This is a genomic window from Corynebacterium sp. HMSC08D02, assembly GCF_001807505.1.
In the GTDB taxonomy this organism is placed as follows: Bacteria; Actinomycetota; Actinomycetes; order Mycobacteriales; family Mycobacteriaceae; genus Corynebacterium; species Corynebacterium pseudogenitalium.
The window spans coordinates 1-13,964 of the sequence record NZ_KV789233.1 but is presented as its reverse complement, the minus strand read 5'-3'; the positions used below and the strand labels follow the sequence as shown (position 1 = coordinate 13,964).

Here is a 13,964-nt window from a genome sequence, read left to right as displayed (position 1 = left end):
ACGCATACGATTTCTACATGAAATACTAGTTCACGATGCTGGGGGAAGTATTTCCCCGTATCGTGCCGGTTGAGATATTCCCTGAGCAAGTAGTGGATTATTGTTCAAAATCGGTTCAACGGCGTCGCGCAGCCAGGTGCCCGAGATTTTAGACCGAGTTGCGATGTCATCGAGCGCAACAAGGATTTTGTAGATCGAATGATCCGAGAAGTTGCGATATTCTTTCTTGATTTTCCTCGTGGTCTTGGGCTGTAGGCCAGGGACATCGAGTACACGGTGGTTCCACAGTTGAGCACAATGCGCTACGCGGTTACGCAGATAGACGAATGACTTCACCTGGCCAGGCAGGAACTTACGCGAGGTGTTCATCGATTCTGCGATGTCATCTAACACACCGGACTCACCGGAAGCCTCGATGAGACGGGACAGGGTACCGAACGAGAACGCTTCGACTGCAGCCCAGATCGGCATGCGGCCGTAGGCTTCAGGCTTGTAGGTGTGCCCTTGCTTGATGTCATCGCGGTAGTGAGTAACGAATGCTTCTTTACTGCGGTCAAGATTGGAAAGCGCATGCTCTTCGACACGTTCAGCATCGGCGCGGGGTGATTGGGTAAAACCCTCCCCACGCGCGAACATCCCTGTTACGCCCACGTGTTGACCGTAAGCGTAAGCAAAGCGGGTACGCAGGAGAACCTCAAGAGGATGCAGCAGTTCATCACAGACAGTCACGAGCTCCTGCTCGGCGTCATAGAGAGCACAAATGGCCTCAAATGAGGTGCCTTTGAAGAATCGGTTGTCGCCTCGTGCCGGATCTTGCTGCCAATGCCGGAAATACCCAGAGAAGCGGTAGTAGTTGACCCGTGCGAGAAACTTAGCTGCAGCTGCAGTGTCATCGATGTGCATGCCTCGCTGGCCAAGCAGCTCGATCTGCTGCTCGTAGCTCAGCCACCCCTTCGGCATCAAATATGGGCCTCCACAAATAATGAAAGGCCCCGGTCATTTGTGCATTCCCCTCATGGGGAAGAGGCCTGACCGGGGATCTATTGCGGTCCACTCTACAGTACTTCCCCCAGCTAATGCAAAGCTGCTGCTGTCAGGGTGTGATCTCTACAAAGCTTGTTACTACCTTCTGAAACATCTATCACTGGGGCCTTTCGTGCCATGGTATCTTTACTTGCATGAATCTGAACCCCGTGACGCGGATTAAGTCGGCCCAAACACAGCCGACGATTTCCATTGAGGATGTCGAACGTGTGCGCCGTCAACGCAGGCTAGCGAAAACCGAAGAAGAGTACAGCGACGTACGTTCTCAGATGCGAGATCTAGTTGCCGAGCTTCGCTCAACCCCCGAGCGAAGCCCGCAACTAAAGAGAATCGCCGGCATCATTATCTTGGTTGTTGGGCTCATCGTGGGAGCACTACTCTTCTATGCTGCTTACCTGGTGTGGCCGGGTTTCGTCGAGTATGCGAAGGATCTCTAATGGCTAATAACTCTTCTGAAGCCAACGACGATGGCCCTTCATTCTGGCAAGGGATGTCCGGTTTAATCGGAATGATAGTTGCCTTGCTGGCAATGCTTTTTTATGGCATCGCTCTCATCGTTTTAGCCTCCCTTGTGACCCTTGGGTCCATCGGAGTCGGAGTCTTTTTTATCCTTCGCTCTTATGACACCGGAGGAACCAAGCTTGGACCGATATCGGGTGAGATTGAGCAGCTTAGCAATGATGCCTCGTTTGATATTTCTGAGGAACTAATCGCCTGGGATAAGCTGAAATACACCAAGGGCATCGGCACGAGAATCGCAGGTCAGGATGGTGTCATTGAAGATATGTATCGCCGACTTGCCAACGCTCGCGAGGAGCTGGCCCAGGCTGATACGCCAGTCCACCGTATAGAAGCCGTTCTTGCCGTCGACTCGGTTCTCTCAACTGCAAAAGAGGTACGCACTTCAGCACAACATTGAGATTAGGGGGGGAGGAAGTCCTTTCTGTTGCTCACTCAGGCCATCAAAAATGGAGGAACTGGCGAACTGGCTGTACCTTCTTGGGCCGAGTAGGGCTTGCGGAATATTTCGCTACCGGCAACATAGATACAATGTATCCATGACTCAACCCCAAGAACTCGAGAGTCCGAGATCGAATTTCACCCAGGTGTTGGAAGCTGCAGCGAAGCTCCCTGGGGTGAGGATGAACAGAGCTACTTACCTCCGCCAAGCCCTCAAGCGTTACTGCACTGAGGCGCAAATCGAGGAAGCAGTCAATACCAGCCCGGCAGCGGCAGGCATCCCGTTCAAGGTCATCACCGCGATAGCGAACACATCTATTACCTATGAGACGAGCAAGGTTACTGGCCTCTCGACAATCGCAGGCATCCCTGGCGGCCTGGCGATGGCGGGGACTGTGCCGGCAGATCTTGCGCAGTACATGGGGCATATTCTTCGAATTGCCCAGAAGCTTGCCTATATCTACAGCTGGCCTGATTTATTTGCCGATGATGGCGAAGATTTGGACGAAGCGACCGAGAGCATGTTGGTCCTGTTCGTGGGTGTGATGTTTGGGGTGCAGCTCGCTCAAGGTGGAGTGACTCGAGTTGCAGGCATGGTCGCAGCCAATGTTGCTAGGAAACTCCCGCAGAAGGCACTCACCAAGGGAGTGATCTATCCGATCGTAAAAAAGGTTGCGAGCTATCTCGGGGTGAGTATGACTAAAAAAATATTCGCTAGCGGAGTAGCTAAGACCGTCCCCGTCGCCGGTGCAGTTCTCTCTGGGGGCCTCGCTCTGGGGACGTTCCTCCCGATGTCGAAGCGTCTACAAAAGCACCTCGCAAGTTTAGAATTGACCAAGCCAGGACACCGGACAGAAGAGAGAGAATCCTGACGCTGAAATCATACCTTGTGTTACTCCCGCTTTCGCTTTGCTCAGTTCGGCTACCGCCTTCGCTTCGCTTGGTTGGTCACTTTTCCAGCTAAGAATCAATGCGCATGACAGCGATCAGCAAGACCCTCGTCTGATTAGTGCGGTCACATTCAGCAATGGAAATGACCATGCGATCTTTCATTGAGGATCTCTTTCTGCATGGCGAGTACGCTCGCTATTGTTGTTGTCGCATGTCGCATCGCTCATACTTTGTTGCCGAGGGTTCATAAGAATACTCAAAGCAGCACTTGGTGAGTCGTTGGGGGACGAACCAGGACGGGGCAGGTGATTGTAAAATCATCTGCCCCGTTCGCATATTGCGGCTTAGTTTGTCATACGAGCGTAATTCTTGAAAAGCAATTCCTGACGTTGCTTCTCTGATGTGAGTTTGCGAGGTGCTCCAAACGCTTTGTCGACTTCCTTGTCCAACGCGTCATGCGCCTTGCGTAACGTCGAGTCCATTGCGAGCGGGTTGTAGTGTTCCGCCAGCGAACGCTCCGGGTGCAGTTCACGCGCGGCAAGCACTCTCTTGCCCGCGTCGATGATCCGCTGGCGAGTCTTTTCGTCCAACTCCGGAACAGGGAACGTGTACCAGGTAAGCGTCGAAGCAAATCGCAGATCGGACTTCATTCGCCCTCCGACGGTACGTTGCCACGTGATGAACATGGACGATGAAATCAGACCAAACTGATAACCATCTGGGTCAGGTGTTTGGAATGCTAGATTGCTGGTAACGAACTCAGGATCTAGCCTTGCCGCAGTGAAATAGTGCCGAGCCTCGCTTACCACACTGGGGATACACAAGTATGCAGTATCCATCTTTGCTCGCTGCCGAAATAGTGTAGGGAATTTGGCAAATTCACGGGTACTAGCCGCTTTAGATTGCTCTCGAAATTCTCGAACTGCTTCCACGCGTTGCTTAAGAAGCGGAGACGATGTGATGTCCTTGGGTCCAGCATCCTCAAGCCAAAGACACCACCGCATTTCTCCATGAAGAAGCTCTCGCGCCCCGACATAACGGTGAACGTACTGTGCAGCAATTGGATCAGCGATAACTGCTTCATATTCGTCGGGTTCAACGATGAGGTGACCACCATCGGTAGGTTTTGACCCATATGCGGTTTTTTCAACCTCTGAAGAGATCGGTTTCGATGCCTTCTCCACAAGCACGTTAGGACCGTCCACGAGATATGCATTGATTGCCCGCTCTACAGGCATCTCAACAGGATCGGACTTGACGCTTGGATAGTCCCACAACCTAGGTCGTGGTTCATCAGCACGATCAAAGCCAACGATAACGCAGTGCACGGCTGCCTTACCAGGGGCTTCGGAATCCCATGCAAATGTTCGATGCGCGAATCGAATGCGCCACCTAGCTGCGAAGATCGGCCCAAATAATCGTGGAACTTGATCACCTTGAACGATTGAGTTTGTCGTTACGAAAGCAAATGAACCACGACGCTTTTCGAACAAGTCAAGACTTTTGGCATGCCATCCAGTTACGAAATCTAAACGAGAAATCTTCGCTGTTTTTCCTAACCATGCTCGCTCTAAATCAGCTTGCTGCTCTTTCGTCCGTGCATCGCCGCGAAACGGTGGGTTGCCGAACACATAAGTTTGCCCAGAAGTTTCCGGCAGGACATTTCGCCAATCCACCGAGAGTGCGTTGGCGTGGGTGATGTGTGCGGTGATGCTGATCGGTAGGCGCTCTGGTGCAAGGCCGACGCGGTCGGCAAGTTCACGGTTCGCCTGGTGGTCGACGAGGAACATTGCGGTCTCGGCGATGCGGGCTGGCCACCAGTTCAGTTCGATGCCGTAGAACTGGCCGATGGAAAGCTTCTGCTCCCACGTGATATCCAGCGACATGGCGGTGTTGCCTTCGCGTTCGCGGATCGCAACGATGACGTCGGTCTCAATCTTGCGCAGCTCACGGTAGGCAACGATGAGGAAGTTTCCGGAACCACATGCCGGGTCCATGAATACGTGTGTAGCGAGACTGTCGCGGAATTCGCGGAGCTTCTTCACACTGGTTGATTTTGAATTGATGAGGCGGTCGGCTTCTTCGCGGAGCTCGTCGAGAAATAGCGGGCCGAGCGTCTTCAAGATGTTCTTCTCGGAGGTGTAATGCTCGCCGTCGTCGCGACGTGCCTCCTTGGACTTCACGAGCTGGAAAAGCGAACCGAAGATCGCCGGTGAGATGTTCGTCCACTGAAAACGGCAGGCGACCAGGATTGCGTCGCGCATCTCCGGGGTGAAAAACTGCGTCGGCATCATAGTTTCAAACAGGGCGCCATTGACGTACGGGAATGCCGCCATCGAATCGGGGACGCGTCGGCGGCGCTCCTCCGGGGTGTTGAGGACCTCGAACAGACCAGCAAGCTGTGTGCCGAGGTTCTCACTGTTGGTGTGCTCAAGAATGAAACGATAAAACAGGTCCTGCTCCCACAGCCCGGCATCATCGCCGAACAGCAGGAACAACAGCCGCGTGAGGAACATGGACGTTTCCTGCACCGCGAGCTCCTCATCCTGCATGTACGTAGGGGCTGCGTCGCCAACTTCTTCGTCCACCTCGTCACCGACCATCGCGGTAAACAGGTTCGCCATGATTTTCGACGCCGCGATCGAAGCCTGGGTCTGCTCAACGTGCGTGAGCTTGTCCTCGTAGCCCGCCAGGAATTTGAGTTCGTCGACGTGGTCCGTGATTTCTTCGAGCGGGAACTCGATGTTGAATCGAGTCTCTGGGTCGCCGAGGCGCATGAGTCGGATGCGGTAGAAGTCGGTGGCGATGATGTAGCGGGGTTGTTCGGCGTCGTTGACGGTGCCGCCGAGGAGGTAGTCGCGGGCTTGGTCGATCGCTACTTGTAGGTCGACGCCCGGTTTTTTGGCTTCGCCGATGACGACTCCGGGCCAGAAGAGGTCGATGTAGCCGCGTTGTCCGCTTGAGGCGCGCTTCGCGTCCTGCTCAAACAAGTCCATGCGTGAAGCGGTGATGCCGAAGCACGCGAGGAGCTCTGCCCAGTATGACTGCGCATACTTGCGTTCCAGTGCGCCCTCGTCGAGGGAGCGCCACCCGTCGAGGCGTTCGTTCCAACGGTGTTTGAAGCCGTCAAGGTTGCGGCGCATGGTAGCGCGATCAAGGCGCGGAGCAGTTGTCACAGAACTCATACAGGTAGCTTAACGGAGGCGCCCGACATGCGAGCGGGCGAACGTCGATAAGCGTAGGGCCTCAACCCAAGAGAACTTCTTCCTTGGGGAGTCGACGCCTGCTACCGCAGCGAGTTCATCCAACCATCTTCAACGCCAACGGTTTCAGGTGCCCCGCACAACGATGATGACCGCACGTTTTGCTTAACTACTCCCGCTCTTCGCTGTTGTAGTACTCAATGATGCGCCCAAGGAAACTGATGATGACTGCGGTAATTAAATACCCGGTGACCACTACGCTAAAGAAGCCGTCACGCCTCCCACCGCCGAACCCGTCGTACATCAGAAAAACAGGTGCTAATAAAACCATCACCACTAAGAAACGGTATGCAGAAAGCACCTTTCGCTTCACTGAGAAGTGGACTAGGAGTAAGTGGACTACGAACCCAATTACCAAGATGCAAAAGGACACGAATAGCGCGATTGCTGCACCGAAACTGAGAACCGCAAAGACCATGTTTCTCTCCTAATTCTTCTTTTTTGGGGGTGACGAGACGACTTCTATTGTGTTCTATCTTCTGCTCCCTGTGTTATCTGAACGGGCTCTGGCTGACTATCGGTCGTGGTGTCGCTTGAGGTGTCGGTCTCATTTTCAAGGATTGTTGGAAATGAAGTGGGCATGCTACCACCTTGCAGTGCCGCTTCGATTTCCTCCGAGGATGTTCCTGCTGGGAAGAGCGGAACGCGGTCCATACCTTCGCTCAACTGGTAGTCTTTCGTGTCAACCACCTCAGCACCTGAAAGGGCAAAAGCTGAGTCCGAATTGGGAACATTCAACGTCCTAACAGAGGTTGTGTTCTTATCTGCGGTGATGTATGTAGCAGATGCAGTCGAAGTTCGCTTCCTTAGATTGTGTGCCAGGCGGGACCATGAATACCGAGCGATGGTTTCGGAGTTCAAAGGCCCGGCGAGCGATGCACTTGAAACTGGCCCCCATGCTTGTACTTGCAATCTGATAGTCGTAACCCCTGTGACGGTAGTCGGAACGAATCTGAAGTTAATCAACCTGCCGGCACCCTCGGGGTGCCCCTCCAGGGATTTAAGGGTGAAACCGTCTGGAGAAATGGCCTCTACTCGTACTGGGGCAACCACAGGTAATGCTGTGTCAAGGTCGCAAGTATCTCCTACGTGGAGGATGTCAGGACAGCCCGTGAAAGTGAAATATTGATTAAACCGAGTGGTCAACTCTCTATTGAGGGCCTGCGGGGTCCATTGCTCACTGATATTGAAAATATCGTAAATCTGGTTGTAGCTACCATATGCAGAGTCGTAGGTTGGTAGGGATGCGGGCCTAAAAGGAACCCATTGAAGGGCATGGCCTTGAAATTCTTGTTGAACTGCGCCGTCATTCAAATGCCGTTCCTCGGATACAGGAAAACCGAACCTACTCTTCTCCCACCCGTGTTTACCCCAGTAGTTTCTAATTTCGCCTAGCACTTTATGCGCGCCGGTGGACGGGCTCCAATAGACCGAGCCTCTTTGAAAGTGATTGAACTTTCCTTCTCCGCCAGGAGTGTCGATCTCGTCGGTCGTAGGAAAGCCAAGTGGGCCCATTTCCCAGTCGCTCAAACCCCATCGCTTTTTAATCTCGCCTTGAACATTATGCGCGCCGGTGGACGGGCTCCAATAGATCGATCCTCCTTGAAAATGGTTGAATCGCCCTCCTGGCTTCCGAGTGGGAAGTTCATCTGTGACGGGATAACCCAGATGCTCCCGTTCCCACCCCAATTCCGCCCATTTGTCCCTGATTGCCCCTCCAACTTGGTGGGCGGTTCCACCATCGATGTTGGGGTGCCAGTAAATGGAGGAATCGCGGGCAAAGACTTGAAAACGACCATTCCACGCCGACACGCTTTCGGGAGTCAAAGCATCCCCAAATGTGGGCCATCCGCCGAGGCGTTGATACGTTTCTTCAATTCGGCCGCCGATCCAATGCCCATGAAAGACATCGGCGCTAGCTGTGGCCACGCCTAAACTGCACGCGGCAAGAAACGCAGTGACGGGAGGGAGAATGCGGTTAATCAATTTCATTTTGCAACCTACTTAGGGAGGGGAAATCAACTTTCTCGTTAGAGTAGCTGATTCGACAATCCTGCGCAGGACTTTCGTGGCTTCGATATTGGGAGGGGTAAACTCGCTTTCGCACATGCAGCTGTGCTCCTGCGCTACCCCAGTAAAAGCACTGCAGATGGCGGAATCATTACGTGCTTCAACACCTCAACTCTGCGCCTTACAGTCCTCAACTCAAGTCAGTCCTTGCCCAAGCGAACCTTCATGCACGTTTGATGGCATGGACGTTTGGTGCGAGAATCTAGGCCCGAGCCTCCTCCGAGCGCGACCTCTCTTCCGCAAGTCGCCGTTCGACTTTCACGTTGGACGCATAGAAGGCCTCACTAAAAGCCAGGTCCCCGCCTTCCACAAGCTCTCGAGCAGACTCGGCGATAATGAGCATCGAGCCGTTCTCCGTCCGGACCCCGAGGCCAAACGAAAGGTAGAGCGCTGGCCTATCCACAAGCATGGGAACGAAATCCCAAACACCATCAACCTGGTCGATATACCAACAACCCAGCAGGTAGGTCACTGCTTTCTGACGCTCCTCTTCGCTGAGGCTCGAATCGCGGATCCGCTCCACTGAGCTCCGCGGGAAAGCGGTCCCACGGAGATTCGTGACATCCATATCCGGCGAGACGAGAGGAGGCTGCAAAGTCTGGTATTCGGCAAGCAGGGCGCGCGACTCTTCGTCAATCTTCTCCAGGCGCGACCCGTAGGAATCAGCAAGGAAATAACTGGAGTGTACGTCGGCGTTCATGAGGCTGCTCCTGTAGGTTTCATGCCGGTGTTGGTACCACTTTAATCACGCACCCATATTCGATTCGACCCATACGCAAAATCCAGCAAATCGCTCCACGTAGCAGGAACGAAATGTTTCGTATCAACTCTCATCCACGTGATACGATCCGGATCCTCAAAACTGAGTGTTTGAAGAAACAAATCACCAGCAATTTCGTACGCCCACAAATCATGGACATTCTCATACTCAACCGAATTTTCGTGAAACGTTCCCTCGGGTTGAAAGAGAGTTTCAAACCCCACGAAGGTGGTCCCAGTCGACGTTTCCACTTCCAAAACGAGATATAAAAATGTATCAATCCAAGCGGCAGCCCCATGAAACTTCGGCGAGGATACGGCACCTTCAACCCGAGAATCGCTTTCACTCAAAGCATCCTTATTGAGAATTTCGGCCAAATAGTTTGCAGCGGCCTTTAAATCGAATTGATGCTCTGGAGCTTTTGCCATTTCCATAAATCCAAAGTGGGAACTTCTGTAGGGTTTACACCCGTCCGTCACCAGATGCTAACACGTGCCTTACCGACTACGCGTCACCCAGCATGCGCCCAGCACAGTGGCCGAGAGAATTGATACCGGCATCGACAGTCAGTGGAGCCCCAGCTTAAGCGTGAGAAATGGGTGGTTCGGCAGCGGCTTTTACACACCACATGTCCCTCAAGCCCAACGAATGCGCTGGGTGCGGTCCACGCGCGGCTGGCAATATCTTTTTGCGTGTCTCCTCGTTCGACTTGGCGACTGGGAAGCTCGAACAAACAGCTGCAGCCCATTCCGGTCGAGGTGCTTAAGGAGTGCGACGCTGGTCGTCGAAAATCAGCCGGGCTGGACGAAAATGTGCGACCTGCATCGCACTCCTTTAACACCTCGACACGAGCAAAACCTTGCAGATCAATCGCGCTACAGCGCCTTTTGACCACAAGCCCGAATCGGAACAATCAGTGAAATATCGTTGCCAACCAATATGTACAAGATGTACATTTACGAGATGGAAACAAAATCAGTGACTTCCAGCGAATTTCGCAATTCCCAGAGCAGGTTATTAGAAGAAGCGCAGCGCACACCTGTTGTTATCACCAGCCGTGGCAGCCGCGCTCGCGCAGTTGTCGTCTCTCCTACATTCTTTGCCCGCGCTGTCGAAGCTCTCGAGGACATGGAAGACATCCGCGCCGCCGAAATTGCTCGGCAAGAGAGCGAGGAAATCTCGTTTGAGGACCTCAAAAAGGAACTCGGCTTCGCGTAAAGCTCGGTTATGTCAAACGCCACTTATCGCATCACCTTCAAATCTTCTGCTGCGAAGGAACTACGCAAACTCGACAAGCAGACCCAGAGGCGCATCCGCGTCGAGCATCACCGCGTTCCAGCAGGACGCTGGATGCTCCCCCTCAGCGCAACCCAGCCCGTTCGGCCAGCACCTGGGCCGTCACCGAGCGCGAATCCGGATCTGTCCCCTGCTGGGCGACTGCCGCCGGCGTCCCGGTGGCCAAGATCTGGCCGCCCTCGTCCCCGGCGCCTGGGCCGACGTCGATAATGTGGTCGGCCTGCGCGACCACCCGCAGGTCGTGCTCGACGACGACCACTGTGGCGCCGTCGTCGACAAGGCGGCGCAGCTGGGCGAGCAACAGATCAACATCCGCCGGGTGTAGGCCTGTCGTTGGCTCGTCCAGGAGGTACAGGCTGTGCTTGCGGCTAGAACCGCGCTGCATTTCGGAGGCCAGCTTGATGCGCTGCGCCTCCCCGCCCGAAAGCTCCGGGGACCCCTGCCCCAGCCGCAGATAGCCCAGGCCGAGCGCGTGCAAGAATTCGACAGAGCGCAGAATCTTCGACTCCTCGGCGAAAACCTCCAGCGCCTCGTCCACGGTCAGGGCCAAGATATCCGCGATGCTGCGGCCGTTCCACTGCACCTCAAGGATCTCCGGCTTGTAGCGCTTGCCGTGGCAGGCCGGGCAAGTGGTGTACGTGCCGGGCAGGAACACCAGCTCGACCTCGATGCTGCCCGCACCGTCGCACTCCGGGCAGCGGCCCTTCGTCGTGTTATAGGAAAAGTCCGACACCGACATGCCCCGCCGCTTGGCCTCTGGGGTCGCGGCGAAGAGCTTGCGGACGTGATCGAACAGCCCCGTGTACGTCGCGACGGTGGAGCGTACCGTGCGCCCAATCGGCTTCTGAGTGATGTGCACCAGCCGACGAATCTTCTCGACGCCCTCTACGTTGTCCACCCGGAAATCCCGGGAGTCGTCGGAGTTTGCAGTGAGTTCGGCATCCGCATCCTCTCCCGAGGCCTCGTCGGCGCCGACCACCTGCTTGGCAGAGCGGGACACCACGTCCGCCAGCACCCCGATGACCAGGGTGGACTTGCCGGAACCGGATACGCCCGTGACTGCAGTGAGTGCTCCTAGCGGGAAGTCCACGTCGGTGCCGTCGAAGGCGCGTGCGTGCACGCCGCGCAGGCTGATGGAGTCACCGGTGCCGGCAGGGGTGTCCGTCAGTTCGGGAAAGTCCGCATTCAGGGCGATCGCCGTGGGCGAGCCCAGCTGCTCGGCGTTGGCGCGGAACTGGTCAAGAGGCCCAGAGAACACCAGCTCCCCGCCGCGCTCCCCTGCACGCGGGCCGATATCCACGATCCAATCGCACCCCGCCACGAGCGACATGTCGTGCTCCACCAGCAGTACCGAATTACCAGCGTCGATGAAGCGCTGGAGCAGCTCAGAGACCGCCTTGCGCTCCACCACGTGCAGGCCAGCCGAGGGCTCATCCAACACGTAGGTCGTACCGAACAGGCTCGAGTTCAGCTGGGAGGCCAGCCGCAGTCGCTGGTGCTCGCCCGCGGACAAGGTCCGCGCCGGACGGGAAAGGCTTAAGTGCCCCAGTCCCAGCTCATTCGCCGCCCGCACCGTGGGCAGCACCTGATCCAGCAGCAGCTCTTCGGCCTCGTCGTGCTCGTTCCACTGCTGCTCCGTGATGCCCTCCAGGCGCTCCAGGCGATCCTCCAGCACAGCCAGTACGTCCTTCAACGCCAAGTCATTGAACTCGTCGATGGCGTACCCGGCATAGGTGACCTGCAGGGTATCCGGCTGGAACCCGCGGCCCTGGCACGTCGGGCACGTCGATGAATGCATAAACGAGAGCACCCGACGACGGTTCTTATCCGACTCCGTCTCCGCCAACGTGTCCGTGAGGTACGTGGCAACCGAGCGCCACTTACCCTTATACGACCCATGCACGGCGTTTTCGTCCCGCACCGGGTGGACGGTGACCACCGGCTGCTCGTCCGTGAACAGGATCCAGTCGCGGTCCTTCTGCGGAATGTCCCGCCACGGGATGTCCAGCGGGTAGCCGAGGGTGCCCAGGATGTCCCGGAAGTTCTTCCCCAACCACGCTCCCGGCCACGCGGCGATCGCTCCGTCCCAGATGGACAGGCTGGGATCCGGCACCATCGACTCCTCCGTCGGCTGGTGCACGGTGCCGGTGCCCTGGCACTCGGGGCACATGCCGGCCGTAGTGTTGGGAGAGAAGGCGTCGGAGTCGAGCCTGCCGTATTCCAGTCGCTCGCGCATGCCGTCCGGGTAGCTGCCGGAGCGGGAAAAGAGCAGCCGAATGCTATTCGACATATTCGAGATCGTGCCCACGGAAGAGCGCGCTCCACCCAGGGTGGTGGACTGCTGCAGCGCCACTGTCGGCGGCAAACCCGCGACCGAGCCGACGCGCGGGTTGACCGCGCCACCGATCAGACGACGCGCAAACGGCGAAACAGATTCCAGGTAGCGACGCTGCGCTTCCCCATGGATGGTGCCGAACGCCAGGCTGGACTTTCCCGAGCCCGACACACCGGTGACCGCCACGAGGGTATCCCGAGGCAGATCAACGTCGATGTGCTTCAGGTTATGCAGGTGCGCATCACGCACCCGGATCATTGGATCGTGACCCGCACGCGCTGAAGCGTGCGCAGCCGGGGACTCGGACGTGGAGTGAATCATGGTGGCCACCCTACCGTGTGGGCTGCTCGTCTCGGAGGAGGGTGTCCTCGGTGCGTAGCACGACGCCACAAGCCTATGTGGCCTCCGCAACCACGGGTAATCAACCACTGCTGCTGAAACCGGAATGAAACCAGCCGACCGTGAGAAGAAATTAACGATTCGTATTAGCGAACAAGCCAGAGAATACTTCCCGACAATGATGGAAATCCTCACCGAAGCAGCCGCTGACGATATAAAGAAAAATCGCAAATCTTTGCGAGAGAAAATACGCCTCGACACCCTCTGACCAGCGCTGACTCAAACACAGAATGCCAGCATGCCGTCCCGCCAGCATGACTCCATGCCGTCATGTCGGCATGCCTGCATAGCATTGCCGAAAGTAGAAGGGAGCAACGATGACAACACCACAAATCAGGTTTCACGGTTACCCGAAGCGACCAGTGCCGGACATCCTGGGAGGGTCGGATTGGGATCTTCCGATGGTCGATCGCGACAGCGACTCGATCTTTCTGCTCGTGGAGTACCTGAAGATAACCGATCCGGAGAACGCGAACGAGCCGACCGCGTACAAGATCGTGTCCCAACTCAACCAGGAGCACACAGAACTGGAGCGCAAAGCTATCGACGTACTGCGCTCGACACCGGGCATTCAACAGGACAAGGATCAGTCTCTGTACCGAATAATGTTCCAGTTTTTGCAGTACCAAGTAGGACAGCTCGTGATTAAAGCCTTGGAAGCGACGGGAGGGAACGCAACGAGGCTGGTAGGAATGATGCGCTGGCACAATCCAGGGATCGCACCAGCAGAAACGAACGACGCAGTGATGAAGACTACCGTGGAGGAAGCACTGAAAACGTTGGGCAAAGACCACAGCCCGCAGGCTGTCGAGGAACTTTGGCGGCAGCTGAACCAACAGGTCGATCTGTTGTCGCAGACTCGGAGAGCACAACGCTTAGCGGGATGGGCGGAGGACATCCAGAGTCTTCCTGGCAGCAGCGAGGAGATGAAACGAATCTTCCTGCA

12 protein-coding genes are annotated in these 13,964 nt (G+C 55.9%); 5 read left to right on the top strand and 7 right to left on the bottom strand.

From position 1 onward, the window contains the following. Positions 1-30: 30 nt before the first annotated feature. Positions 31-960 carry an Abi family protein gene (locus tag HMPREF3170_RS00060; RefSeq protein WP_070476931.1) on the bottom strand — a complete coding sequence of 310 codons (930 nt, stop codon included), beginning with the start codon at positions 958-960 and terminating at the stop codon, positions 31-33. A gap of 218 nt (positions 961-1,178) precedes the next feature. On the opposite strand from HMPREF3170_RS00060, the gene HMPREF3170_RS00055 reads away from it, so the two are divergent. The 3 genes from HMPREF3170_RS00055 (at position 1,179) to HMPREF3170_RS00045 (ending at position 2,876) form a co-directional block, all read left to right on the top strand. Further along, positions 1,179-1,481: a hypothetical protein gene (locus HMPREF3170_RS00055; protein ID WP_070476929.1), complete on the top strand. Its 303-nt coding sequence runs from the start codon at positions 1,179-1,181 to the stop codon at positions 1,479-1,481. Next, positions 1,481-1,963, top strand: coding sequence for a hypothetical protein (locus HMPREF3170_RS00050; protein WP_070476927.1), 483 nt, complete (start codon positions 1,481-1,483; stop codon positions 1,961-1,963). Before HMPREF3170_RS00055 ends, HMPREF3170_RS00050 begins: the two co-directional genes overlap by 1 nt. 139 nt (positions 1,964-2,102) lie before the next feature. Continuing rightward, the gene (locus tag HMPREF3170_RS00045) at positions 2,103-2,876 is read left to right on the top strand and encodes a hypothetical protein (RefSeq protein ID WP_070476997.1); all 774 of its coding nucleotides are present in this window, start codon (positions 2,103-2,105) and stop codon (positions 2,874-2,876) included. A gap of 363 nt (positions 2,877-3,239) precedes the next feature. On the opposite strand, the gene HMPREF3170_RS00040 is transcribed toward HMPREF3170_RS00045, so the two are convergent. From HMPREF3170_RS00040 to HMPREF3170_RS00025, 5 genes are all read right to left on the bottom strand, one after another. After that, positions 3,240-6,080, bottom strand: coding sequence for a DNA methyltransferase (locus tag HMPREF3170_RS00040; protein WP_070476925.1), 2,841 nt, complete (start codon positions 6,078-6,080; stop codon positions 3,240-3,242). 187 nt (positions 6,081-6,267) lie between these two features. After that, positions 6,268-6,432 carry a hypothetical protein gene (locus HMPREF3170_RS11625; protein ID WP_168161596.1) on the bottom strand — a complete coding sequence of 55 codons (165 nt, stop codon included), beginning with the start codon at positions 6,430-6,432 and terminating at the stop codon, positions 6,268-6,270. Between the two features lie 188 nt (positions 6,433-6,620). Continuing rightward, on the bottom strand, positions 6,621-8,150 hold the full coding sequence (locus HMPREF3170_RS11195; protein WP_083290767.1) for an LGFP repeat-containing protein: 1,530 nt from the start codon (positions 8,148-8,150) through the stop codon (positions 6,621-6,623). A 280-nt stretch (positions 8,151-8,430) separates the two neighbouring features. Beyond that, positions 8,431-8,928: a hypothetical protein gene (locus HMPREF3170_RS00030; protein WP_070476921.1), complete on the bottom strand. Its 498-nt coding sequence runs from the start codon at positions 8,926-8,928 to the stop codon at positions 8,431-8,433. Positions 8,929-8,969: 41 nt separating this feature from the next. Continuing rightward, the gene (locus HMPREF3170_RS00025) at positions 8,970-9,416 is read right to left on the bottom strand and encodes a hypothetical protein (RefSeq protein ID WP_246814875.1); all 447 of its coding nucleotides are present in this window, start codon (positions 9,414-9,416) and stop codon (positions 8,970-8,972) included. Between the two features lie 520 nt (positions 9,417-9,936). Here HMPREF3170_RS00025 and HMPREF3170_RS00020 point away from each other — a divergent pair. Further along, positions 9,937-10,206: a type II toxin-antitoxin system Phd/YefM family antitoxin gene (locus tag HMPREF3170_RS00020; RefSeq protein WP_246814874.1), complete on the top strand. Its 270-nt coding sequence runs from the start codon at positions 9,937-9,939 to the stop codon at positions 10,204-10,206. A 142-nt stretch (positions 10,207-10,348) separates the two neighbouring features. On the opposite strand, the gene HMPREF3170_RS00015 is transcribed toward HMPREF3170_RS00020, so the two are convergent. Further along, complete coding sequence (locus HMPREF3170_RS00015) at positions 10,349-12,940, bottom strand: excinuclease ABC subunit UvrA (RefSeq protein ID WP_070476917.1); 2,592 nt, start codon at positions 12,938-12,940, stop codon at positions 10,349-10,351. 395 nt (positions 12,941-13,335) lie between these two features. On the opposite strand from HMPREF3170_RS00015, the gene HMPREF3170_RS00010 reads away from it, so the two are divergent. Then, the coding region (locus HMPREF3170_RS00010) for a hypothetical protein (protein ID WP_141742140.1) at positions 13,336-13,964 on the top strand (629 nt) is incomplete at its 3' end.

Excerpts from the sequence above, each read along its gene's own strand:
- HMPREF3170_RS00050 (WP_070476927.1), top strand. The coding sequence starts at position 1,481 with ATGGCTAATAACTCTTCTGAAGCCAACGACGATGGCCCTTCATTCTGG.
- HMPREF3170_RS00030 (WP_070476921.1), bottom strand. The coding sequence starts at position 8,928 with ATGAACGCCGACGTACACTCCAGTTATTTCCTTGCTGATTCCTACGGG.
- HMPREF3170_RS00060 (WP_070476931.1), bottom strand. The coding sequence starts at position 960 with ATGCCGAAGGGGTGGCTGAGCTACGAGCAGCAGATCGAGCTGCTTGGC.
- HMPREF3170_RS11195 (WP_083290767.1), bottom strand. The coding sequence starts at position 8,150 with ATGAAATTGATTAACCGCATTCTCCCTCCCGTCACTGCGTTTCTTGCC.
- HMPREF3170_RS00015 (WP_070476917.1), bottom strand. The coding sequence starts at position 12,940 with ATGATTCACTCCACGTCCGAGTCCCCGGCTGCGCACGCTTCAGCGCGT.
- HMPREF3170_RS00045 (WP_070476997.1), top strand. The coding sequence starts at position 2,103 with ATGACTCAACCCCAAGAACTCGAGAGTCCGAGATCGAATTTCACCCAG.
- HMPREF3170_RS00020 (WP_246814874.1), top strand. The coding sequence starts at position 9,937 with ATGTACATTTACGAGATGGAAACAAAATCAGTGACTTCCAGCGAATTT.
- HMPREF3170_RS00025 (WP_246814875.1), bottom strand. The coding sequence starts at position 9,416 with ATGGCAAAAGCTCCAGAGCATCAATTCGATTTAAAGGCCGCTGCAAAC.
- HMPREF3170_RS00055 (WP_070476929.1), top strand. The coding sequence starts at position 1,179 with ATGAATCTGAACCCCGTGACGCGGATTAAGTCGGCCCAAACACAGCCG.
- HMPREF3170_RS00040 (WP_070476925.1), bottom strand. The coding sequence starts at position 6,080 with ATGAGTTCTGTGACAACTGCTCCGCGCCTTGATCGCGCTACCATGCGC.